This window comes from Burkholderia aenigmatica (assembly GCF_048627025.1).
Classification (GTDB): Bacteria; Pseudomonadota; Gammaproteobacteria; order Burkholderiales; family Burkholderiaceae; genus Burkholderia; species Burkholderia aenigmatica.
Genome location: NZ_CP184468.1, coordinates 2,377,538 through 2,399,681, shown reverse-complemented (window position 1 = coordinate 2,399,681; position 22,144 = coordinate 2,377,538). Strand labels below are relative to the sequence as shown.

At 63.2% G+C, this 22,144-nt stretch carries 21 protein-coding genes and 1 tRNA gene; 17 read left to right on the top strand and 5 right to left on the bottom strand.

Going from position 1 to position 22,144, the window contains the following annotated elements:
- Positions 1-22 precede the first annotated feature (22 nt).
- From ACN8ZM_RS11220 to ACN8ZM_RS11210, 3 genes are all read right to left on the bottom strand, one after another.
- On the bottom strand, positions 23-514 hold the full coding sequence (locus tag ACN8ZM_RS11220) for a peptidylprolyl isomerase (RefSeq protein WP_011352518.1): 492 nt from the start codon (positions 512-514) through the stop codon (positions 23-25).
- An 88-nt stretch (positions 515-602) separates the two neighbouring features.
- Entirely contained in the window at positions 603-1,184 is a 582-nt protein-coding gene (locus tag ACN8ZM_RS11215) for a peptidylprolyl isomerase (protein WP_021162660.1), read from the bottom strand.
- Between the two features lie 39 nt (positions 1,185-1,223).
- Positions 1,224-1,946, bottom strand: a complete 723-nt coding sequence (locus ACN8ZM_RS11210; protein WP_043189133.1) for a tetratricopeptide repeat protein — start codon at positions 1,944-1,946, stop codon at positions 1,224-1,226.
- Positions 1,947-2,180: 234 nt separating this feature from the next.
- Here ACN8ZM_RS11210 and cysS point away from each other — a divergent pair, with 234 nt between their 5' ends.
- The 9 genes from cysS to ACN8ZM_RS11165 all read left to right on the top strand — a co-directional run bounded on the left by cysS (position 2,181) and on the right by ACN8ZM_RS11165 (position 10,938).
- Complete coding sequence (gene cysS, locus ACN8ZM_RS11205) at positions 2,181-3,578, top strand: cysteine--tRNA ligase (protein ID WP_420209983.1); 1,398 nt, start codon at positions 2,181-2,183, stop codon at positions 3,576-3,578.
- Positions 3,579-3,621: 43 nt separating this feature from the next.
- Positions 3,622-4,446: a DNA-3-methyladenine glycosylase family protein gene (locus ACN8ZM_RS11200; RefSeq protein ID WP_043189138.1), complete on the top strand. Its 825-nt coding sequence runs from the start codon at positions 3,622-3,624 to the stop codon at positions 4,444-4,446.
- Between the two features lie 103 nt (positions 4,447-4,549).
- Complete coding sequence (locus ACN8ZM_RS11195; protein ID WP_043189140.1) at positions 4,550-5,521, top strand: acetyl-CoA carboxylase carboxyltransferase subunit alpha; 972 nt, start codon at positions 4,550-4,552, stop codon at positions 5,519-5,521.
- A 46-nt stretch (positions 5,522-5,567) separates the two neighbouring features.
- Positions 5,568-6,989, top strand: coding sequence for a tRNA lysidine(34) synthetase TilS (tilS, locus tag ACN8ZM_RS11190; protein WP_420209982.1), 1,422 nt, complete (start codon positions 5,568-5,570; stop codon positions 6,987-6,989).
- A 342-nt stretch (positions 6,990-7,331) separates the two neighbouring features.
- Positions 7,332-8,585: an aspartate kinase gene (locus tag ACN8ZM_RS11185; protein WP_027787050.1), complete on the top strand. Its 1,254-nt coding sequence runs from the start codon at positions 7,332-7,334 to the stop codon at positions 8,583-8,585.
- Positions 8,586-8,695: 110 nt separating this feature from the next.
- Positions 8,696-8,789 (top strand) — tRNA-Ser (locus tag ACN8ZM_RS11180).
- Between the two features lie 247 nt (positions 8,790-9,036).
- Complete coding sequence (locus ACN8ZM_RS11175) at positions 9,037-9,630, top strand: hypothetical protein (RefSeq protein WP_420209981.1); 594 nt, start codon at positions 9,037-9,039, stop codon at positions 9,628-9,630.
- Positions 9,631-10,380 (top strand): LuxR family transcriptional regulator, encoded by a 750-nt coding sequence (locus ACN8ZM_RS11170; protein WP_089450865.1) that lies wholly within the window; start codon positions 9,631-9,633, stop codon positions 10,378-10,380.
- Between the two features lie 129 nt (positions 10,381-10,509).
- On the top strand, positions 10,510-10,938 hold the full coding sequence (locus tag ACN8ZM_RS11165; protein WP_420209980.1) for a hypothetical protein: 429 nt from the start codon (positions 10,510-10,512) through the stop codon (positions 10,936-10,938).
- Between the two features lie 345 nt (positions 10,939-11,283).
- Here the strand turns inward: ACN8ZM_RS11165 and ACN8ZM_RS11160 are convergent, their stop codons facing one another.
- The gene (locus ACN8ZM_RS11160; protein WP_420209979.1) at positions 11,284-12,024 is read right to left on the bottom strand and encodes a cysteine hydrolase; all 741 of its coding nucleotides are present in this window, start codon (positions 12,022-12,024) and stop codon (positions 11,284-11,286) included.
- A gap of 103 nt (positions 12,025-12,127) precedes the next feature.
- On the opposite strand from ACN8ZM_RS11160, the gene ACN8ZM_RS11155 reads away from it, so the two are divergent.
- From ACN8ZM_RS11155 to cyoD, 6 genes are all read left to right on the top strand, one after another.
- Entirely contained in the window at positions 12,128-13,027 is a 900-nt protein-coding gene (locus ACN8ZM_RS11155; RefSeq protein ID WP_420209978.1) for a LysR family transcriptional regulator, read from the top strand.
- A gap of 773 nt (positions 13,028-13,800) precedes the next feature.
- Positions 13,801-15,330, top strand: a complete 1,530-nt coding sequence (locus ACN8ZM_RS11150) for a complex I subunit 4 family protein (RefSeq protein ID WP_420209977.1) — start codon at positions 13,801-13,803, stop codon at positions 15,328-15,330.
- 270 nt (positions 15,331-15,600) lie between these two features.
- Entirely contained in the window at positions 15,601-16,488 is an 888-nt protein-coding gene (cyoA, locus tag ACN8ZM_RS11145; protein WP_043189153.1) for a ubiquinol oxidase subunit II, read from the top strand.
- Between the two features lie 3 nt (positions 16,489-16,491).
- Complete coding sequence (gene cyoB, locus ACN8ZM_RS11140) at positions 16,492-18,498, top strand: cytochrome o ubiquinol oxidase subunit I (protein WP_043189155.1); 2,007 nt, start codon at positions 16,492-16,494, stop codon at positions 18,496-18,498.
- Positions 18,498-19,106 carry a cytochrome o ubiquinol oxidase subunit III gene (cyoC, locus tag ACN8ZM_RS11135; RefSeq protein WP_043189157.1) on the top strand — a complete coding sequence of 203 codons (609 nt, stop codon included), beginning with the start codon at positions 18,498-18,500 and terminating at the stop codon, positions 19,104-19,106. The genes cyoB and cyoC overlap by 1 nt, the downstream gene beginning before the upstream one ends.
- Complete coding sequence (cyoD, locus tag ACN8ZM_RS11130; protein ID WP_043189160.1) at positions 19,107-19,439, top strand: cytochrome o ubiquinol oxidase subunit IV; 333 nt, start codon at positions 19,107-19,109, stop codon at positions 19,437-19,439.
- Positions 19,440-19,547: 108 nt separating this feature from the next.
- Here the strand turns inward: cyoD and ACN8ZM_RS11125 are convergent, their stop codons facing one another.
- A complete protein-coding gene (locus tag ACN8ZM_RS11125; RefSeq protein WP_043189163.1) occupies positions 19,548-19,847 on the bottom strand; it encodes a DUF4148 domain-containing protein in 300 nt (99 codons plus the stop codon).
- Between the two features lie 216 nt (positions 19,848-20,063).
- On the opposite strand from ACN8ZM_RS11125, the gene ACN8ZM_RS11120 reads away from it, so the two are divergent.
- Both ACN8ZM_RS11120 and ACN8ZM_RS11115 read left to right on the top strand, forming a co-directional pair.
- Positions 20,064-20,738, top strand: a complete 675-nt coding sequence (locus ACN8ZM_RS11120) for a response regulator transcription factor (protein ID WP_043189293.1) — start codon at positions 20,064-20,066, stop codon at positions 20,736-20,738.
- Between the two features lie 11 nt (positions 20,739-20,749).
- Complete coding sequence (locus tag ACN8ZM_RS11115; RefSeq protein ID WP_420209976.1) at positions 20,750-22,141, top strand: sensor histidine kinase; 1,392 nt, start codon at positions 20,750-20,752, stop codon at positions 22,139-22,141.
- Positions 22,142-22,144: the final 3 nt, after the last annotated feature.

The following is a 22,144-nucleotide window of genomic DNA, read 5'->3' as shown; positions in this document are numbered from 1 at the left end:
GAAGTGTCTCCGTATCCGTGCGTCAGACCACGACGGCCTTTTCGATCACGACGTCGTCAGCCGGCACGTCCTGGTGGAAACCAGCGTTGCCCGTCTTGACGCCCTTGATCTTGTCGACCACGTCCTGGCCTTCGACGACCTTGCCGAACACCGCGTAGCCCCAGCCCTGCGGCGTCGGCGACGAGTGGTTCAGGAAGTCGTTGTCGTTCACGTTGATGAAGAACTGGGCGGTCGCCGAGTGCGGATCGTTCGTGCGCGCCATCGCGACCGTGTAGTTGTCGTTCTTCAGGCCGTTGTTCGCCTCGTTGTCGATCGGCGCATCGGTCGGCTTCTGCTTCAGGCCCGGCTCGAAGCCGCCGCCCTGGATCATGAAGCCGTTGATCACGCGATGGAACACGGTGCCGTCGTAGTGGCCCTTCTTCACGTAGTTCAGGAAGTTCTCGACCGTCTTCGGTGCCTTCGCGGCGTCGAGCTCGAGCTTGATCACGCCGTGGTTCGTATGCAGTTCAACCATGATGAATTCCTTCGGTAAGGCGGTTTAAATGGCACGCGGCCGGTCGTGCGACGCGGCCGCGTGTGGCGCCGGACGTGCCGGCAGGTTCTTACTTCGAAACGACGCTGGCCGATTCGATCACGATCGGTTGCGCGGGCACGTCCTGCATCGGGCCGCGCGAGGTCGTCGCGACGCCTTCGATCTTCTTCACGACGTCGAGACCCGACACGACCTTGCCGAACACCGCATAGCCGTTGCCGTCCGGGTTCGGGTAGTCGAGGCCGCTGTTGTCGACCGTGTTGATGAAGAACTGCGCGGTGGCCGAGTTCGGATCGCTCGTGCGTGCCATCGCGATCGTGCCCGTCAGGTTCTTCAGACCATTGCGGCTCTCCAGCGGGATCGGCGCGCGGGTCGGCTTCTCCTCGAAGTTGGTCTTGTAGCCGCCGCCCTGGATCATGAAGCCCTTGATCACGCGATGGAAGATCGTGCCGTTGTACTGGCCGGCCTTCACGTAATCGAGGAAGTTGGCGACGGACTTCGGCGCCTTCTCCGGGTAGAGCTCGACGCGGATGTCGCCCTGCGAGGTCTTCAGCTGCACGACGGGGTGCGCGGTAGCCGATTGCGCGAACGCAGGTGCGGTCGCGGTCGCGAGAAGGGCGGCGCCGCCAAGCGCCAGCAACAGACGTTTCATTGCGATCCTCAGGTTGGGAGGGAAAGAAGGCCGCGCCGCTTATTGCGACGGCGCGACGTACGGCGCCGCCAGTGCACCCGACGGACCGCTGAACTGGAACGTCGGCGACATCGGCAGCGTGGTGGTGCTCACGTTCGCAGCTGCGCGGTCGGTGTAGTCGCGCGTGGCCGGTGCGGCCGCGCGGGCGTTCGGCGCGGCCTTCGGCGGCGACACGATCTTCTGGAGATCGGCGAGGCGCTGCGCGGTCGCGCCGCTCGTGCGGCCGAGCGATTGCGCGCGCTTGTACGACTCGGCCGCGAGGCGCAGGTACAGGTCGCCGAGGTTCTCGTACGCGAGCGAGTAGCTCGGGTTCGATTGCGTCGCCGTGACGAGCGCGGTGCGCGCTTCGTCGTAACGGCCATGCTTCGCGTAAAGCGCCGCAAGGTTGTTGTACGGCTCGGGCAGTTCGGGGTACGCCTGCGTGATCGCGACGAACTGCTGGATCGCGTCGTCGTCGCGGTTCAGACGGGCCAGCACGGTGCCGCGCTTGAACTGCGCCTGCACGTCGTGCGGGTTCGACGCGATGCGCGCGTCGAGCTGCGCGAGCGCCTGCTTCCACTGCTTGCCGGCGATCGATGCGTCGACTTCGGGCGTGCCGTCGGCGGTGGCCGGGGCCTTCTGCGCATGCGCCGCGGGGGCCGCGAAAAGCGTCAGCGCGACGCCCATGACGGTGGTCGCAACGAGGGTCGCAGCGCTCTGCGCGCGGCCGCGATGAGGTTTCATAGGCGTAAATCGGAATGTTATACTCCGAGCCATTCTAACAAAACGTCTGCGCGTTCCGGCGAGCGGCAGACAGTCTTTCTTAGCCTCTCGTGGCCGTCACCGCTGTGCTTGCAGCCTGACCGCCCCATGTGATATCGAGGACGCTCGGCCTTGCGCCGCAGCAGATGGTCCGTCCGTTTCGCATGCTGGGCGAGCTTCGCCAGGGCGGTTTCCTTCGGCTCACGGTTCATCTCTATGGAATCACTGCGCATCTACAACACGCTCGCGCGTGACAAGCAAGTTTTCGTGCCGCGCCAGTCCGGCGAAGTGCGGATGTACGTATGCGGAATCACCGTATACGACTATTGTCACGTGGGCCACGCGCGCATGCTGGTCGTGTTCGACCTCGTCCAGCGCTGGTTGCGTGCGATCGGTTACCGGGTCACGTATGTGCGCAACATCACCGACATCGACGACAAGATCATCCGCCGCGCGGTCGAGAACGGCGAGACGATCAAGTCGCTGACCGACCGGTTCATCGGCGCGATGCACGACGATGAAAGCGCGCTCGGCATCCAGCGGCCCGACATCGAGCCGCGCGCGACCGAGTTCATTCCGCAGATGCTCGGCATGATCGAGACGCTCGAGACGAACGGCTACGCCTATCAGGCGACCGACGGCGACGTCAATTACTCGGTGCGCAAGTTCGCGAACTACGGGAAGCTGTCGGGCAAGTCGCTCGACGATCTCCGCGCGGGCGAGCGCGTCGCCGCGAACGATGCGAAGGAAGATCCGCTCGATTTCGTGCTGTGGAAGCGCGCGAAGCCGGAAGATCCGGAAGGCACGTCGTGGGCGTCGAAGTACGGGATGGGTCGCCCGGGCTGGCACATCGAGTGCTCAGCGATGGGCTGCACGCTGCTCGGCGAGCATTTCGACATCCACGGTGGCGGGCAGGATCTGCAATTCCCGCACCACGAGAACGAGATCGCGCAGAGCGAAGGCGCGACCGGTCAGACGTTCGTCAATTACTGGATGCACAACGGCTTCGTGCAGGTCGACAACGAGAAGATGTCGAAATCGCTCGGCAACTTCTTCACGATCCGCGAAGTGCTCGAGCGCTACGACGGGGAAGTCATGCGCTTCTTCATCGTGCGCACGCACTACCGTTCGCCGCTCAATTACAGCGACGTGCATCTCGACGATGCGCGCGCGTCGCTCACGCGCCTCTACACCGCGCTGAAGGATGTCGAAGCCGACACGCTCGCGCTCGACTGGAACGAGCCGCACGCGCAGCGTTTCGCCGCCGCGATGAACGACGACTTCAACACGCCGGTCGCGGTGGCCACGTTGTTCGAGCTGGCGGGCGAGGTGAATCGCACGCGCGACGCGTCGCTCGCGCGGCAACTGAAACAGCTGGCGGGCCTGCTCGGCCTGCTGGGCCGCGAACCGCGCGCGTTCCTGCAGCAGGCGTCCGGCGCCGCGCAGGCGAACGGGCTCGCCGCCGACGAGATCGAAGCGAAGATCGCCGCGCGTGTCGCGGCGAAGCAAGCGAAGGACTATGCCGAAGCGGACCGGATCCGGGCGGAACTGCTCGAGACCGGTATCGCACTTGAAGACAAACCGGGCGGATCGACCGAATGGCGTCGCGTATGAGCGCGGTGCGTTCCACTGACCGATCCGTCAGGTAGGAGGCAAGATGGCAACGGCCAGAAAAGCGCCGGTCAGGCGCGCGACCCCGGTCGCCGCGCGTCCGGCAGCCAAGCGCGTGCCGCCGGCGAAGACGGACGCGACGCGCGCCGTGCCGAACGGCGCGCTCAACGGTCATGCGCAGCCGGCGGCTGCGCTGCCGGCCGCCGACGCGGCCCGCAAGGCCCGTGCGTCCGAAGCGGGCGGCGAGGAGGTGGTCGTGCGTCCTGCGTACTGGGATAAGGCATGCGCCGACCTCGTCAAGCGCGACCGGATCCTGAAGAAACTGATTCCGAAGTTCGGTCCCGCGCATCTCGTGAAGCGCGGCGACCCGTTCGTCACGCTCGCGCGCTCGGTGGTCGGCCAGCAGATCTCGGTGCCGTCCGCGCAGTCGCTGTGGGCACGCATCGGGGATGCCTGTCCGAAACTCGCCCCGCAGCCGGTGATCCGGCTCGGCGCGGACAAGCTGATCGCGTGCGGGCTGTCGAAGCGCAAGACGGAATACATCCTCGATCTCGCGCAGCATTTCGTGTCGGGCGCGCTGCACGTCGACAAATGGACGTCGATGGACGACGAGGACGTGATCGCGGAACTCACGCAGATCCGCGGCATCAGCCGCTGGACGGCGGAGATGTTCCTGATCTTCAACCTGTCGCGGCCGGACGTCCTGCCGCTCGACGACCCGGGCCTGATCCGCGCGATCAGCGTCAATTACTTCAGCGGGGAACCCGTCACGCGCAGCGAGGCGCGCGAGGTTGCGGCCAACTGGGAACCGTGGCGCACCGTCGCGACCTGGTACATGTGGCGCAGCCTCGATGCGCCCGACGCCACCTGAGCCGTGGCTATCGGGTTTTAAACATCAATAGTTGAGAGCCGGTTTTGAGTGCCGCCCGCGCGGGTAGAATACGCGCTGCCGCAAGACCCAAGGATTCAAACACATGAAGACCACGTTTCTGGATTTCGAACAGCCGATCGCCGAACTCGAGGCCAAGATCGAAGAGTTGCGATTCGTGCAGGACGACTCGGCTGTCGATATTTCGGAAGAAATCGAGCGGCTGTCGAAGAAAAGCCAGCAACTGACGAAAGACCTCTACGCGAATCTGTCGCCGTGGCAGGTTTCGCAGATCGCGCGGCATCCGCAGCGCCCGTACACGCTCGATTACGTTGCGGAACTGTTTACCGATTTTCACGAGCTGCACGGCGACCGTGCGTTCGCGGACGATGTGTCGATCGTCGGCGGTCTCGCGCGCTTCGGCGGCCATCCGTGCATGGTGATCGGTCACCAGAAGGGCCGTGACACCAAGGAGCGCGCCGCGCGCAACTTCGGGATGCCGCGTCCGGAAGGCTATCGCAAGGCCGAACGCCTGATGCGTCTCGCCGAGAAGTTCGGTCTGCCGATCTTCACGTTCGTCGACACGCCGGGCGCGTACCCGGGCATCGGCGCGGAAGAGCGCGGCCAGTCGGAGGCGATCGGCCGTAACCTGTACGTGATGGCCGAGCTGAAGACGCCGATCATCACGACGGTGATCGGCGAGGGTGGTTCGGGTGGCGCGCTCGCGATCGCGGTGGCCGACACGGTGATGATGCTGCAATTCTCGACCTACTCGGTGATCTCGCCGGAAGGTTGCGCGTCGATCCTGTGGAAGAGTGCCGCGAAGGCGCCCGAAGCCGCGGAAGCGCTGGGCCTGACCGCGCACCGCCTGAAGGCGCTCGGCCTGATCGACAAGATCATCAACGAGCCGCTCGGCGGCGCGCATCGCGATCCGAAGGGCATGGCCGCGCTGCTGCGCCGTGCGCTCGCCGATTCGCTGCGCCAGTTCCAGGGCATGAGCATCGATGCGCTGCGCGAGCGCCGCTTCGAGCGCCTGATGGCCTACGGCAAGTACAAGGAAACCACGCCGGGCGCATGACCGGCTGCGTCTTCCATTCGTGCGCCGCTGCGCGCGCGCTCCTCTCGTGATTCCGCCAACCGAATTCTCCGCCGACCGCGTCGTCCTCGATGCGGTCGGCGTTGCGCTTTCCGGCATGCCGCCCGATGCGCGCATCGCGATCGCCTACAGCGGTGGCCTCGACTCGACGGTGCTGCTCGATGCGGCCGTGCGCGTCGCGGGCGCGTCGCGCTGCGTCGCGTTGCACGTGCATCACGGGCTGAGTGCGAACGCCGACGCGTGGGTTGCGCATGCCGAGGCGAGCGCGGCCGGGCTCGGTGTCGCATTCGAATCGATGCGCGTCGACGTGCCGCGCGACAGCGGCCTCGGTGTCGAGGCGACGGCGCGGGAGCGGCGCTATGCGGCGCTCGACGAGATGTGCGAACGCCACGGCGCGGCTGCGCTGTGGCTCGCGCAGCATGCGGACGACCAGGCCGAGACCGTGTTGCTGCAGTTGTTGCGCGGCGCGGGGATCGCAGGGCTTGCCGCGATGGCGCCGCGTTACCGCCCTGACGGCGTGAGCGTCGAGCGTGTGCGCCCGCTGCTGCGACTGTTGCGAGCGCAACTCGAGCGCTATGCGACGCAGCACGACCTGGCATGGATCGACGACGAATCGAACAACGACACGCGCTACGCGCGCAATGCGCTGCGCATCGACGTGCTGCCGGCGCTGGCCGTGCATTTCCCGGGCTTTCGCGACGCGCTCGGCCGCGCGGCTCAGCATGCGGCCGCTGCGCAGCGACTGCTCGACGACCTGGCGGAACTCGACTTCGCCGTTGCCGCGCGCGATGACGGGCATGCGCTGTTGCGCGACGCGCTGGTCGCGTTCGACGACACGCGTGGCGCGAACCTGCTGCGCTTCTGGATGCGCCGGCTCGGTTTGCCGGGCGCGTCGGCTGCCCGGCTCGCCAACATGATGCGGCAGTTGCGTGCCACGAATGTCGCCCATGCGCTGCGCGTCGATCACGCGGGGCAGTGCCTGCGGCTGTATCGCGATGTCGTCTACTGGGAAGTGGGCGACAGCAGCGAACCGGCCGATGACGGCACCGGGACGCCGCACCCGGAAGCGGCGCTGGCATGGGACGGGCAGGAAGTCTGGCACCTGCCGGGATGGCGCGGCACGTTCGTCTTCGCGCCGGCCGACGCGGGAAGCGCCGGCGCGGTGCCGGAGGGGCTGCTGCGCGGCGCGCGGCTGGTAGCGCGTGCCCGTGCGGGCGGCGAGCGGATGCGCACGTCGCCGGGCGGGCCGGGTCGCACGCTGAAGAACCTGTTCCAGGAACGTGGCGTACCCGCATGGCAGCGCGACGTGCCGCTGCTGTTCGCCGGCGACCAGCTGATCTACGTGCCGCGTCTTGGCGTGAACCGCGATGTCGGCGTGTCCGGCGACGGGGCATCCGGTCGCGGTGCGTGGCGCCGGATCGAGTGGCGTCCGGACCTGCTGATCGCATGATGGGGGCAGGCTGCCTGCGACGCCATGGCGTGCCCATTTTCACCATTTGGTAAACAGCGCCGGAACGACCTCGGACGCGGCGCGCGGCTTGTCAAGCGGGCCTCTATCGGGTACGCTCGGTCGTTTGCTCGGCTCGATTTTTGAGCGATTTGTGCAGGTTTTCCGCGTGACGTACCCGGTTTGCGCGGCCTGATCGGCCTTCCGGGCAAAATCCGTCACGCTTGCGTGTTGCGTCCCAGCCGTCCCCCTCGTCGTCCGTCCACAGCCACAAGCCGCGTGACCGAACGGCTACGCGGCCTGCCCAGCGCGCCCGTGCGGTTTCTCCTCCAGTTCAGAACGACAATGGCACTCATCGTACACAAATACGGCGGCACTTCGATGGGCTCGGTCGAGCGCATCAAGAACGTCGCGAAACGCGTCGCAAAATGGCATCAGGCCGGGCACCAGATGGTGGTCGTGCCTTCGGCGATGTCCGGCGAAACCAACCGTCTGCTCGGTCTCGCGAAAGAGATTTCGAGCCAGCCGAGCCCGCGCGAGCTCGACATGATCGCGTCGACCGGCGAGCAGGTCAGCGTCGGCCTGCTGTCGATCGCGCTGCAGGAAATCGGCGTCGAGGCCGTGAGCTACGCGGGCTGGCAAGTGCCGATCAAGACCGACAGCGCGTTCACGAAAGCGCGCATTCACTCGATCGATGACGAGCGCGTGAAGGCCGATCTGAATGCCGGCAAGGTCGTGATCATCACGGGCTTCCAGGGCGTCGATCCGGACGGCCACATCACGACGCTGGGCCGTGGCGGCTCGGATACGTCGGCGGTCGCGGTCGCGGCTGCGCTGGGTGCCGAAGAGTGCCTGATTTATACGGACGTCGATGGCGTCTACACGACCGATCCGCGCGTCGTCGAAGAGGCGCGACGCCTCGACCGCGTGACGTTCGAGGAAATGCTGGAAATGGCCAGCCTCGGCTCGAAGGTCCTGCAGATCCGCTCGGTCGAATTCGCCGGCAAATACCAGGTGAAGACACGCGTGCTGTCGAGCCTGACCGATCCGCTGATTGCGCTCGACGAAGAAATGCGCTCGGGCACCCTGATTACTTTTGAAGAAGACGAGACCATGGAAAAGGCAGTCATTTCCGGCATCGCGTTCCAGCGCGACGAAGCACGCATTGCTGTGATGGGCGTGCCCGACAAGCCGGGCATCGCGTATCAGATCCTCGGCCCGGTCGCGGATGCGAACGTCGACGTCGACATGATCATCCAGAACCAGAGCGTCCAGGGCAAAACCGACTTCACGTTCACGGTCGGCCGTGGCGACTACCAGAAGGCGATGGACATCCTCACCAACCAGGTGAAGGGCCACGTGAACGCCGAGCAGGTGCAGGGCGACCCGAAGGTGTCGAAGGTGTCGGTCGTCGGCGTCGGCATGCGTTCGCACGTGGGCGTCGCGAGCAAGATGTTCCGCACGCTGTCGGAAGAGGGCATCAACATCCAGATGATCTCGACGTCCGAAATCAAGATTTCGGTGCTGATCGACGAGAAATACATGGAGCTGGCCGTCCGCGCGCTGCACAAGGCATTCGAACTCGACCAGGCGTCGTGAATTTTTCGTGATGCGTTGAAGAAAATGCATCACGGAAATTGACGTACGGTTCGAAACCCTATATTATCTTGTTCTCGTCGCACTGCCTCCCTGGTGCGAGCGAAAGTTTGGGAGACGTGGCCGAGAGGTCGAAGGCACTCCCCTGCTAAGGGAGCATCTGGGCCAAAACCTGGATCGAGGGTTCGAATCCCTCCGTCTCCGCCAAAAGCGGTGACAAAGCCCCGCAAGTTCTCGGACTTGCGGGGCTTTTTCTTTTTCCGGCGCTGAAGTACCGCTCACTGGTGTACCTCTTCACTCGAAGAGGGTCAATGAAACTGCCTGTTCGCATCCTCCTGTCGCGCGCCACGGTATCTGCTACTACCTTCACCGGTACGCCATTGCTGGTAAGCGACGTGAGAAGAGTCTGTCTCCAAACACCAAAAATCTAATTGTTGCCAAGAAGAAGGCCTTGATGGCTTCGGCTATCCTTGTCGCAGACAAAAAACAGGTGAGCTTGCCAAACATGCCCAAGGATAAAGAACTCATGGATGGGGTCTTGGGGAAGATCCAGGAGCAGGTGCGCGATCTTGAGGTTGTGTATTCCACACCTCCAGGGCACAGCACCACCATGAAGGCTGATCCCAACGTGCCCGGCGATCTGGACGCGCTTATGAAGGCTTCTGAGGCGTTTGGGAATGGTGGGCTGGGGCAATCTTTCAAACGTGCTCCGGATGATGCTACGCAAGCACCATCACAGCCTGTTGTGTGCGCATCTATCGCAGTGACTGCGCCAGTGGCGCCAGCTCACGTTGTCATTCAAACCCCTCGGGTCAGCGTTACAGAATTCCCCGAGCCGGTTGTAGCAGGGCTGACCGTGCAGACAGCCACCAGCCGCTTCGCAACGCGCCACAAAGCCAAGCTGGCACCCAAAACGCTCGACGAGTATCGGCAACGTCAGTTGCGCTTCCAAAACTGGCTTGCCACGCGCAAGCACACTGAGCACGATCCGATCCGTGCAGGTAGTTCTTTTATCGCATATCAATCAGAACCGTCGGCTAATTTCTAGATGAAGCACGATCTCTACCTTTTTGAAAACCTCTTGACTGCAACCTCGCGTGAAGAATTGCACAATGGGGTGGTAAAGCTTGCTGGCGAGTTCGGTTTCCCGAGCCTGTTCTTTTCTCCTTTGGTCGATAGCGGCGGAGCAAAAAAATTCTTCCGAGACCATGGCCAAATTGCGCCGGAGCACCTGCCCGCCAGAAATATATACACAACCTATCCTGAATCATGGTTAGTGCGTTATCAGCAAGCCGAGCATATTCACCGTGATCCGGTCGTTCGACAGGCAACTCAAACAACCCTGCCGATTTATTGGGATCGATCTTCTCAAGGGCGCAATGTCGTCTTCGACGAAGCACGCGAGCACGGGCTTGCCGAAGGAATCACCATCCCGATTCACGGTGCGAACGGCGAGTGGTCCCTCTTTAGCGTCGCGTCCGACTCCTCTCTGCGCCATGACCGCTCGCATGCGTCTGCCTTCGTTGGCCAAATCCAGCTTTCGGCCTTCTACATGAGTGAGGCAGCGAGGCGTCTCGGTGAGCCGACGGGATTGGCAATCCGAGCTTTGACCAAACGGGAAAAAGAGTGCCTACTCTGGGCGGCACAAGGGAAAACTTCGTGGGAGATCGGCAACATCTTGTCTATTTCGGAGCCGACGGTGGTCTTCCATTTGACGAATGCCAAAAACAAACTTCAAGCCACAAACAGGCGTCAGGCTGTCGCCAAGGCAATCAGTCTCAGGCTGATCCAGCCGTAACCACGAAACCTATAAGAACTTATAGCTATCAAAAAAATTTCCTTTAAGTGACTATGCATCCACGTAGACGGCGAACCATCGCTAAATTTATGGTTCCCGTTCTTTGCGCAATATGTATCGGGGGTGAGCATGCAGGTCTATGAGGGGAGTTTGATAGAAGGTGGCGTGAGCAGCGCTGATGGGCGGTGGAAAAAATACACCTACCTGAAAATCGGAAATCAGCAAATCAACAATGTTCGGATTGACATGAAGTTTGACCGCGTTTTGCATGGTCAAATTGACCGCGGCACCGTTAAGCTGTGGATAGAGCGCTGGTTTTCAAGAAACATAATTATTGGGATTACTCAATCTGACGGGCAAACATTCCGTCAGGGGCTTGGGGTATTCTATTCGTTGTTGTTTTTTTCTTTGGCGCTCGGCACAATCTTCCTTCTTGTGTCTTTCTCCAGGGGTGGCTCGCTAGCCTTAGTTCCAGCAGCACTTTTATATCTCACGGGCCTCATTCCGTGGAGCTTCATCAAGAAGGTCAGGTCAATAAAATCCGACCACACATATTGAAAAATGGAATTCCAAAACAGAAAGCACCCTGATGGGTGCTTTCTGTTTTGGTGCGGCTGATCAGTTGGCCTTGAACTCAGTGTCCGTACGAGAGATCCGTGCTGATGGCGCTTGGCAAGTCCATGAGCATGGACAGCCCCGATGGGCGTCTCGAGTCACCTTTATTCCGCAGCGGGTGCGGAGTGGGGATATTCTTGATCTTCTGGTAATTTTCCAACTCTTGTATGTGTGACCCCGTATCCGCCAGTAACGGCGGCTGAACCCCGGAAGATTGTGGTCTTCCCGGGTTTTGTTTTTTGGCTCGGATCGACAACGATCAAAACGACTATCAAAGCGGTGGCTGCTTCAAGACACACTGTCGACGAACACGCGAGTCGACATGGCCCAGCCGAAATGATGGACGACCTCATTCAACACGTGTTGTTGCTGTTGGTCGGTGAACGCCGCGGTGGCATCACTCAGCACGATCGGTTCATAGCCGAGATCGTGCGCGGCGCGCAGGGTCGACTCAATGCATACATGGGTGGCATAGCCTGCAAGGTACAGCCGTGTGATGCCCTGGCCACGCAGATAGTTGTCCAGGTCGGAAGCGGAAAAAGCGCTGGCGCCCGCCCGTCCGCTGACAACGAATTCATTTTCGAGCGGGGCATACGGCCCATGGAACTGCCAACCGCTATCTTGCTTCTGCCAGGTGCCGGCCTTTTGAATTGCGCCACGCAGACCGAATCGAGCACGCCCCAACTCTCGGTAGTCCGAGGACATCTGCAGCGTCGCGTGAATCACGGGCATGCCCGCTTGACGTGCTGCCGCCAGCGCAAGCTTGGCGGCTTCCTGCGACTGGGAGAACGGATGCTCATCCTTGATCAGCCGCCTCAATTTGCCTTCCGGAGCAAGCCATTCGTTGACAAATTCGATCATGAGCAGCGCGGATCGACCGTCGTTCGGCACGTTGGGTATCGGTTGGCGTGCAGCTGCGGCAACGCTGACTTCAGGCTGCGACGATGGAGGGGCTGCCTCACTGGCGTCGGTTGCCATGGCGGACAACAAGAACAGTCGCGAGAACCAGCTTTGCGTGAATTTCAACATGTCTACCCCCTCTTCAATCAGTGAGGGTTCGACTATAGGGATGAACCAGTGTCACGATAAGGCCTTAGAATTCAGACTTATTGTGAATTGAGGGAATGGCAGAGTGGATCCATTTACCGATATCAGCACCTTTGTCCGGGCTGCCGAGGCCGGCAATTTCACGCGTGCTGCACGGTTGCTTCAGCTCAGCCCCTCAGCCGTGAGCAAGGCGGTCGCACGCCTCGAAGCTGAACTGGGGGTTCGGCTGTTTCACCGTTCGCCGCGGCAGATCACCTTGACCGGGGATGGCGAGCTGTTCTTTGCAGTCTGCCGCCAGGGAATGACGGACATCGAGGACGCTCGCAGCAGGCTTGCGGGTGCGTCGCAACCATGGCGGGGCAAGTTGCGGCTCTGCGTCCCGGTGAGTTTCGGCCAGTATGTGCTGGCGCCTGCGCTCGGTGAATGGCTGAGCGCACATCCCGGGCTGGATATCGAACTGGCCCTGACGGATCGTCACGTTGACATGACGGCCGAGCGTTTCGACCTGGCCGTGATGTTGGGAGAAGTGCCTGACTCCCGACTGGTGGCGCGCCCGTTGCCCGCCCATCGCTTCGTGACGGTCGCTTCGCCGGCCTACCTGCAGTCGCGGGGTGTGCCCGATACGCCAGACGACCTGGTCGACCATGTCTGTCTGCGTTATGTGATGGTCAACAGCGGACAATTCCGAGACTGGACGTTTGTTCGTGGCGGGGATCAGTACCGCCATTTCCCCGTGGGGCCGTTGGCCAGCGACCATGCGTCAGCGCTCCTGTCGTTGTCGGAAGCCGGGGGCGGTATCTTGCAAGCTCCGTATTATGTCGTCGCGTCGTCGTTGGCCGCGGGGCGACTTGTTCCTGTCCTCGGCGACTTCAAGAGTGTCGGCGCCCCTTTGTCGGTGGTCTACGAGAAAGCTCGCCAAGCCTCTGCGCGCACCCGGCTTGCCGCCGACTTCTTGTTGGCGCTTGGCGAGCGGCTGTCAGGTTGATGCGGGATTCAAAGTCATCGCGCCACTTGTCGCGATGGCGCAGGGCGCATTGCTGCTCGCGCTCGAAACGTTCTCCGTCGTACTCCACTCGCGCGCATTGCAGGATGTCGCGCGTGGCGACGCAAGGCGATCGTCACGACGCCGGCGCCGAAGTCGGCTCCGCCCGCCGCAAACTACATGCTCGACGGGCGCAATATCGTCGATGCGATGACGCTCGCGTTGTCCATTTTCCCGCGCAACACGACCGCCATCGCACGGTGACGACGCACATATGGGGCCGCTCGAGTCATCCATGATCGCGGTTGGAAAGTGAAGGATGCGGGCGTAGCGACCATTCGCTCGACCTGCATCGTGTAAGGCAAAATGAAATATAAATGAAAGTATTGATGTAAGGATTCGGCGCCATATGCTCGCCGTCCTGCCGGGCACCAACAAGCGCATTCCGACCCTCCGAAATGGCACGCCGACGTCAAAAATGCGGCGCTGCGTCGTTTTTCGCGATCGTCCTCGTCGGGCAATACAAAAAATTACTCATAAAAATCATGGTCCTAGGCTGACGCCAAAAATCTGCGCATTGCTGCGATGCAGAAAATAATCAATCGCCTTATGCTGGTTAACCCGATCGCGTTTGAGCGGCGTCAAGTTTTCCGATGATGTCGCTTTACATTTTGCCAACACTGGCGATTCACGAAATCTATCTGTCGATTTGATTTCGTTCCTTTCGTCTCGCCTGTCCCCGATGCAGTGCGCGACTTCATCAAGGCCTAGTTGACATGCATGATTTCCCCTTCCTGAGCCTGGCCATCTGGGCTCCGATCCTGTTCGGCGCGTGCCTGCTGCGCGCCGGTTCCGATCAACATCCACGTCGAACGCGGCTGATTGCGCTCGTCGGCGCGCTGGTGGGGCTGGCGGCGGTCGTTCCGCTGGTCGCCGGTTTCGATGCGCACTCGGCTGCGATGCAATTCGTCGAAAGCCGCAACTGGCTGGCGGCGTTCAATTCCGGATGGCGGGTCGGCATCGACGGCGCGTCGCTGTGGCTCGTCGTGCTGACCGCGTTCACGACGCTCGTGGTGGTGGTGGCGTCGTGGGAGTCGGTCACGGTGCGTGTCGCGCAGTACTACGCGTCGTTCCTGATCCTGTCGGGGCTGATGGTCGGTGTGTTCGTCGCACAGGACGGGCTGCTGTTCTTCATCTTCTTCGAGGCGACGCTGATCCCGCTTTACCTGCTGATCGGTACGTGGGGGCGGGAGCGTCGCGTGTACGCGGCCGTGAAGTTCTTCTTCATCTCGTTCGCCGGCTCGCTGATGCTGCTGATGGCGATGCTGTACCTGTACGCGCAGTCGCATACGTTCGACATGGCCGTGTGGCGCACGCTGCAGCTCGGCTTCGCACCGCAGTTGCTGGTGTTCCTCGGCTTCTTCGCCGCGTTCGCGGTCAAGGTGCCGATGTGGCCGGTCCACACGTGGCTGAGCGACGTCTACACCGACGGCCCGACCGGCGCCGCGCTGATGCTCGCGATGCTCAAGCTCGGCGGCTACGGGTTCCTGCGCTTCGCGTTGCCGGTCACGCCCGATGCGAGCCACTTCTTCGCACCGGCCGTGATCGCGCTGTCGCTGTTCGCGATCGTCTATGCCAGCCTGATCGCGCTCGCGCAGACCGATCTCGGCAAGCTGCTCGCGTATTCGACGGTCGCGCACATGGGGATCGTGACGCTCGGGCTGTTCCTGTTCAACCGGATCGGCGTCGAAGGTGCGATCGTGCAGCTCGTGTCGTACGGCTTCGTCGCGGGCGCGATGCTGTTGTGCGTGAACGTGCTCGTCGATCGCACGAAGCAGCGCGAGATCGCCGCGTACGGCGGTGTGGCGGGCGTGATGCCGCGCTTCGCGACCTTCACGGTGCTGTTCGCGATGGCCAACGTCGGCCTGCCGGGCACGTCGGGGTTCGTCGGCGAGTTCATGGTCATCATGGGCGCGATCCGCTTCAATTTCTGGATCGGCGCCATCGCGGCGCTGACGCTGATCCTCAGCGCGTCGTACACGCTGTGGATGCTCAAGCGCGTCGTGTTCGGCAAGGTCGCAAGCCAGCGAATCGCGAAGCTCGCCGACCTGAACCGGCGCGAGATCGTGATGTTTGCGTCGCTCGCACTGGTCGTGCTGGCGGTCGGCATCGATCCGAAGCCGTTCACCGATGCGATCGATCCGACCGTCGGCAGGCTGATCGAAGACGCGAGCCATTCGAAGCTGCCGACCGGGGATGGCCCTGCGCAGCCGCAGCCGTCGTACATGGCGTCGACGCGCATCTGAGCGCGGCACGTCGCGCGAGCGGGGCGCATCGCACGGCGGTGCGGTCGTTGCACGCGCATCGATCGCGGTCCGGCGCAGGCAGCGCCGGGCCCGCTTTCGGCTGCGTGAAATTGCCCCGCGACAATCTGTCTCACGGCAGATTCTGCAATGATGATTTTCCGCATTAGCTGGTTTTTCATCGCACTCGCGCGACGTATGATTCGGCCACTTTCGTGGATCGAATGCGCATCGGGCGTACGCAAACGGATTCAATGACCCTCGGGCTGTGTGATGAAAAGAAAAGCTTCAAAAGGCGGAGTGGCGCTGATGTCGATCGGCGCGGCTTTGAGCCTGTCAGGCTGTAATTTAGATGTACTAAATCCGAAAGGAAGCGTGGGCGCTGCCGAAAAGGCGCTGATCGCAACGTCCACCTGGGCGATGCTGATCGTCGTCATTCCGGTGATCCTGCTCACGCTGTGGTTCGCGTGGCGTTACCGCGCGTCGAACCGCAACGCCACCTACGCGCCGAACTGGTCGCACTCGACCGCGATCGAGGTCGTGATCTGGACGGTGCCGACGCTGATCATCCTGTTCCTCGCCGTGCTCACGTGGAAGACCACGCACGAGCTCGACCCGTACAAGCCGCTCGAGTCGTCGGTGAAGCCGATCGACGTCGAGGTCGTCGCGCTCGACTGGAAGTGGCTGTTCATCTATCCGGAACTCGGCATCGCGTCGGTGAACCAGCTCGCGATTCCGGTCGGCACGCCGGTGAACTTCCGCATCACGTCGGATTCGGTGATGAACTCGTTCTTCATTCCGCAGCTCGGCGGCCAGGTCTACGCGATGGCCGGCATGCAGACGCGCCTGCACCTGATCGCCGACGAGCCCGGCAACTACGCGGGCACGTCCGCCAACTTCAGCGGCCGCGGCTTCTCCGACATGAAGTTCCGCACGCTCGCCGAGCCACGCGAACAGTTCGATGCATGGGTGCAGAAGGTGAAGGCGTCGCCGGACCGGCTCGACGCGACCGTGTACGGCACCGTCGCGCAACCGAGCGAGAAGGCGCCCGTGCGCTACTTCTCGTCGGTCGATCCGCGACTCTTCCACAACATCATCGCGAAATACAACGATGGCCACGTCCTCGACCTGAAGGACGCCGCCTGCGGCACGAAGGGGTAACGCATGTTCGGCAAACTCACACTCTCGGCGATCCCGTTCGATCAGCCCATCATCATGGGGGCCGGTGCCTTCATGGGGCTGGTCGTGCTGGGCATTCTCGCCGCGCTGACGATCACCGGCCGGTGGAAATGGCTGTGGACGGAATGGCTGACCACGGTCGACCACAAGAGACTCGGCGTGATGTACATCATCGTCGCGCTGATCATGCTGCTGCGCGGCTTCGCCGACGCGATCATGATGCGCATGCAGCTCGCGCTCGCGTACAACGGGCCCGGCTACCTGCCGCCGCACCACTATGACCAGGTCTTCACGGCTCACGGCGTGATCATGATCTTCTTCATGGCGATGGTGTTCATGGTCGGCCTGATGAACCTGATCGTGCCGCTGCAGATCGGCGCGCGCGACGTCGCATTCCCGTTCATCAACTCGCTCTCGTTCTGGATGACGGCCGTCAGCGCGATCCTGATCAACGTTTCGCTCGTGATCGGTGAATTCGCGCAGACCGGCTGGCTCGCGTATCCGCCGCTGTCGGAGCTGCAGTTCAGTCCGGGGGTAGGGGTCGACTACTACCTGTGGGCGCTGCAGATCTCGGGCGTCGGCACACTGCTGACCGGCGTGAACTTCTTCGTGACGATCATCAAGATGCGCGCGCCGGGCATGACGCTGATGAAGATGCCGGTGTTCACGTGGACCGCGCTCTGCACGAACGTGCTGATCATGGCGTCGTTCCCGATCCTGACCGCGACGCTCGCGCTGCTCGGCCTCGACCGTTACCTCGGCATGCACTTCTTCACGAATGAAGCCGGCGGCAACGCGATGCTGTACCTGAACCTGATCTGGGCATGGGGTCACCCTGAGGTGTACATCCTGATCCTGCCGGCGTTCGGCATTTTCTCGGAAGTCATCGCGACGTTCGCGAAGAAGCCGCTGTTCGGCTACAAGACGATGGTGTATGCGACCTGCGCGATCATGGTGCTGTCGTTCCTCGTGTGGCTGCACCACTTCTTCACGATGGGCTCGGGTGCGAACGTGAACGCGTTCTTCGGCATCATGACGATGATCATCGCGATCCCGACCGGCGTGAAGGTGTTCAACTGGCTGTTCACGATGTATCGCGGCCGGATCGAATTCACGACGCCCGTGCTGTGGACGATCGGCTTCATGGTCACGTTCACGCTCGGCGGCATGACCGGCGTGATGATGGCGATTCCCGGCGCGGACTTCGTGCTGCACAACAGCCTGTTCCTGATCGCGCACTTCCACAACGTGATCATCGGCGGCGTGCTGTTCGGTTATCTCGCGGGCTTCAACTACTGGTTCCCGAAGGCGTTCGGCTTCAAGCTGAACGAGAAGCTCGGCAAGGCCGCGTTCTGGTTCTGGCAGATCGGTTTCTACGTTGCATTCGTGCCGCTCTACGTGCTCGGCTTCATGGGCATGACGCGCCGGATCAACCACTACGACAACCCGGCCTGGCATCCGTGGCTGCTGGTCGCCGCGTTCGGCGCCGTGCTGATCGCGATCGGCATCGCCTGCCAGCTGCTGCAACTGGTGGTCAGCATCCGTAACCGCAACCTGCCCGAGTACCGCGACACGACGGGCGATCCGTGGGGTGGCCGCACGCTGGAATGGGCAACCTCGTCGCCCCCGGCCGACTACAACTTCGCGGTGATCCCGCAGGTGCGCACGCTCGACGCGTATGCGGACATGAAGGCACGCGGCGAAGGCCGGCCGAACCCGGCGTCGATTCGCGACATCCACATGCCGTCGAATACCTGCGCGGGTCTCGTGATCGCGATCTTCAGCCTGGTGCTCGGCTTCGCGCTGGTGTGGCACATCTGGTGGATGGCGATCGGCGGGCTCGTCGGGATCATCGCGACGCTCGTGATCTACAGCTCGCGCGATAACGACGGCTATTACATCCCCGCGTCGACGGTGCGGAAGATCGAAGACAAGCAGCCGACGAAGCGCGTGGCTGCGCGCGTCGACGACGTGGAACTGGAGGCCAACTGATGTTGCAGAAAACCTTGAGCGCAACCCTGCTCGAGCACGACGACCATCCGCCGTCGCACTCGGTGTTCGGGTTCTGGCTGTACCTGATGACCGACTGCGTGATCTTCGCGGCGCTGTTCGCGACGTTCGCGGTGCTCGGCCACCAGTATGCGGGCGGCCAGACCGCGAAAGACCTGTTCGACATTCCGGGCGTCGCGGTGGAAACCGCCGCGCTGCTGCTGTCGAGCATCACGTACGGTTTCGCGATGCTCGCGGCGTACAAGCAGCGGCGCGGTGCGCTGCTCGCGTGGCTCGCGGTGACGTTCGTGCTCGGCGCGGCGTTCCTCGCGATGGAACTGCGCGAGTTCTCGCACCTGATCGCGGAAGGCGCGGGCCCGCAACGCAGCGCGTTCCTGTCGGCGTTCTTCACGCTGGTCGGCACGCACGGGCTGCACGTGACGGCCGGCCTGCTGTGGATGATCGTGCTCGCCGGGCAGATCGTGTTCCGCGGCGGCGACCTGACCGATCGCGACCTGCGACGCCTGACGTGCCTGAGCCTCTTCTGGCACTTCCTCGACATCGTGTGGATCTGCGTGTTTTCCTTTGTCTATCTCGCGAGCGTGATCTAAATGGCCCATTCGCATTCGTCTCAACTCGAAGAAGGGCACGGCAGCGTCGGCGGCTACTTCGCCGGTTTCATCCTGTCGGTGCTGCTCACGGCCGCGTCGTTCGGCCTCGTGATGGGCGGCGTGCTGTCGCCGCACGCGTCGCTGATCGCGCTTGCCGTGCTCGCGTTCGTGCAGATCGTCGTGCACCTCGTGTACTTCCTGCACATGAACGGCTCGTCGGGCCAGCGCTGGAACGTGATGGCGTTCAGCTACACGGTGCTGACCGCGGCGATCCTGATCATCGGCACGCTGTGGGTGATGCACAACGTCAGCATGAACATGATGTCGCGCTGAGCGGCATCGCGGCGCAGCGGTCGAATTCCATGCGCTTTCATGAACAAAAGGCGGCACGCGAGTGCCGCCTTTTTGTTTTTTCCGGCCGGGATGCGCCGGGCAGCGGGGTCAGTGCGGGGTGCCGGCATCGGCCGTCAGCGCATGCGTGCAGTCCGCACGGTACTCGGCGGCGAGCCGATGCTTCGCACCGTCGAGATCGTCGGGGTAGTAGGGGCTCGCGTGCGCGGGATCGTAGCCGACCTGTTCGAGTTCGGTCAGTTCGCGCACGAGGTCGGTACGCGTGACGTCGTGGCCGGTGTGGACGAACGGGTAAGCGTTGCATTCCTGCGGCGTCAGGTGAGGTGCCGCGAACGCGGCGGTGCTGGCGCATGCGAGCAGCATGCAGGCGACGGTAGTCGACAGTTTCATCCGGTGGCTCCTGGTTTCGCGGCCCGATGCCGCATGACGTCAGCGTAGGCGGCACCCGCGACGGGGCGGGCGACGCCCGGATGAAACATCTTTTACCCGTGCGCCGAGGGGCTGGATGAAGCAATTTTCATGTAACGCCGGACGGCGACCGGGTCGTCTACGATAGTCGCGGGCGCATGGCGTGCGCCCGTCATGACGTTCATTGCGAGGGCAACCATGCGAGTACTGACGGTCGAGGATGATGCGGTGACCGCGAACGAAATCGTCGGCGAACTGACCGCGCGCGGGTTCGAGGTCGAGTGGATCGACAACGGCCGCGAAGGCATGCTGCGCGCGATGAGCGCATCGTACGACGCGATCACGCTCGACCGGATGCTGCCGGGCGCGGACGGCCTCGCGATCCTGACCGCGATGCGCACGGTCGGCATCGATACGCCGGTGCTGATGCTGAGCGCGCTCGGCGATGTCGACGAGCGCATCCGCGGGTTGCGCGCGGGCGGCGACGATTACCTGACGAAGCCGTTCGATTCCGGCGAGCTGAGCGCCCGCATCGAGGTGCTGCTGCGTCGCCGGCAGGCGTCGGGCGTGCCGCAGCAGACGCTGTTGAAGGTCGGTGCGCTCGAGCTCGACCTCATTTCGCGCTGCGCGCGTCGCGGGGCCGACGAGATTCCGCTGTTGCCGACCGAATTCCGCGTGCTCGAATTCATGATGCGCAATGCGGGCCAGACGATCACGCGCACGATGCTGTTCGAAACCGTGTGGGGCTATCACTTCGATCCCGGCACCAACCTGATCGACGTCCACATGGGCCGGTTGCGCAAGAAGATCGATCCGCCCGGCGCGAACCCGATGATCCAGACGGTGCGCGGCTCGGGCTACATGCTCGCGTGACGGAGGCCAGGATGGATGCGGCTCGCGCGGCGAACTTCACGCGCCGCTGGCACACGACGACGTTTCGCTGGCTGTGCGCGTATGCGGCGATCTTCTCGGTTTCGCTGCTGCTGCTCGCGGGCGTGATCAGCGTGGCCGCGACGCACACGATGACGCGCGACACCGACGAAGTGCTCGCGTGGCAACTGATCTATTTCGATTCGATTCCCGATGCCGAGCTGCCGCTCGCGATCCATCGGCGGCTCGAGCACGAGCACATGCATACCAGCTTCTACGGGCTGTTCGACGCGAACGGGCGCCGCGTGGCCGGGGACATTGCAACGCTGCCGGTGCTGCGCACGGATCGCGACGGGCGCACGCTGAACCGCACGCTTGCGCCGCTCGACGGCCAGCCCGCGCCGATCACGCGCGCGATGGCCGTACGCCGCGACAACGGGATGACGCTGGTGGTCGCGCGCGACCTGTCGCATTTCATCCAGATCCGCGATGTCGCGATCCGCGGGCTCGTGATCGGCGGCGTGATGATCCTGATCGCGGGCATCGCGGGCGGCAGCATGCTCGGCATGCGGCAGATGCGTCGCGTCGCCGCGATCCGGCGCGTCACGCGGCAGATCGCCGAGGGCGATCTCGGCAAGCGGCTGCCGGTCGGACGCCATGACGAACTCGATCTGCTCGCGCATCTCGTGAACCACATGCTCGACGAAGTCGAGCGGCTGATGGGCGAGGTGCGTCATACCTGCGACGGTATCGCGCACGATCTGCGCACGCCGCTCGCCCGCGTGCACACGATGCTGGCCCGGCTCGCGGAGCAGCCGTTTTGCGCGGACGACCCTGCGTCGTCGGCACTGCTCGCGTCGGCGCGCGACGAGACCGACCGGTTGCTCGAGCGCTTTCGCGCAATGCTGCGCATCTCCGAGATCGGCACGCTGAGCCGGCGCGGCGGCTTCGCCGCGGTCGACGTCACGGTGTTGCTGCGCGACGTCTGCGAGCTCTACGAACCGCTGGCCGAAGCCGTCGACGTGTCGTTCGAGCTCGACGCGACACCGGTCGACCGTATTCATGGCGATCGCGCATTGCTGTTCGAGGCGTTCAGCAATCTTGCGGACAACGCGATCAAGTTCACGCCGCCAGGCGGGCGCGTGCGCGTGGCGCTCCATGCGACACCGAGCGGGCCGCTCGTGCGGTTCGAAGACACCGGGCCCGGCATCCCGCCCGACGAGCGCGACGCGGTGCTCGAGCGCTTCTATCGTGGCGAGCGCACGCGGCATGTGAGCGGCTCGGGACTGGGACTGAGCATCGTCTCGGCGGTGATGCGCGTGCACGGCTTCGAGTTGCGAATCGGCGATGCGCCACTGGCTGGTGCGGCGATCACGGTCGAGTGCTGGCCGCGCTCGCTCGCATGACGG

Bases quoted from the DNA above. Each gene is read 5' to 3' on its own strand.
- ACN8ZM_RS11220 (WP_011352518.1), bottom strand. From the start codon at position 514: ATGGTTGAACTGCATACGAACCACGGCGTGATCAAGCTCGAGCTCGAC.
- ACN8ZM_RS11215 (WP_021162660.1), bottom strand. From the start codon at position 1,184: ATGAAACGTCTGTTGCTGGCGCTTGGCGGCGCCGCCCTTCTCGCGACC.
- ACN8ZM_RS11210 (WP_043189133.1), bottom strand. From the start codon at position 1,946: ATGAAACCTCATCGCGGCCGCGCGCAGAGCGCTGCGACCCTCGTTGCG.
- cysS (WP_420209983.1), top strand. From the start codon at position 2,181: ATGGAATCACTGCGCATCTACAACACGCTCGCGCGTGACAAGCAAGTT.
- ACN8ZM_RS11200 (WP_043189138.1), top strand. From the start codon at position 3,622: ATGGCAACGGCCAGAAAAGCGCCGGTCAGGCGCGCGACCCCGGTCGCC.
- ACN8ZM_RS11195 (WP_043189140.1), top strand. From the start codon at position 4,550: ATGAAGACCACGTTTCTGGATTTCGAACAGCCGATCGCCGAACTCGAG.
- ACN8ZM_RS11185 (WP_027787050.1), top strand. From the start codon at position 7,332: ATGGCACTCATCGTACACAAATACGGCGGCACTTCGATGGGCTCGGTC.
- ACN8ZM_RS11175 (WP_420209981.1), top strand. From the start codon at position 9,037: ATGGCTTCGGCTATCCTTGTCGCAGACAAAAAACAGGTGAGCTTGCCA.
- ACN8ZM_RS11170 (WP_089450865.1), top strand. From the start codon at position 9,631: ATGAAGCACGATCTCTACCTTTTTGAAAACCTCTTGACTGCAACCTCG.
- ACN8ZM_RS11165 (WP_420209980.1), top strand. From the start codon at position 10,510: ATGCAGGTCTATGAGGGGAGTTTGATAGAAGGTGGCGTGAGCAGCGCT.
- ACN8ZM_RS11160 (WP_420209979.1), bottom strand. From the start codon at position 12,024: ATGTTGAAATTCACGCAAAGCTGGTTCTCGCGACTGTTCTTGTTGTCC.
- ACN8ZM_RS11150 (WP_420209977.1), top strand. From the start codon at position 13,801: ATGCATGATTTCCCCTTCCTGAGCCTGGCCATCTGGGCTCCGATCCTG.
- cyoA (WP_043189153.1), top strand. From the start codon at position 15,601: ATGAAAAGAAAAGCTTCAAAAGGCGGAGTGGCGCTGATGTCGATCGGC.
- cyoB (WP_043189155.1), top strand. From the start codon at position 16,492: ATGTTCGGCAAACTCACACTCTCGGCGATCCCGTTCGATCAGCCCATC.
- cyoC (WP_043189157.1), top strand. From the start codon at position 18,498: ATGTTGCAGAAAACCTTGAGCGCAACCCTGCTCGAGCACGACGACCAT.
- cyoD (WP_043189160.1), top strand. From the start codon at position 19,107: ATGGCCCATTCGCATTCGTCTCAACTCGAAGAAGGGCACGGCAGCGTC.
- ACN8ZM_RS11125 (WP_043189163.1), bottom strand. From the start codon at position 19,847: ATGAAACTGTCGACTACCGTCGCCTGCATGCTGCTCGCATGCGCCAGC.
- ACN8ZM_RS11120 (WP_043189293.1), top strand. From the start codon at position 20,064: ATGCGAGTACTGACGGTCGAGGATGATGCGGTGACCGCGAACGAAATC.
- ACN8ZM_RS11115 (WP_420209976.1), top strand. From the start codon at position 20,750: ATGGATGCGGCTCGCGCGGCGAACTTCACGCGCCGCTGGCACACGACG.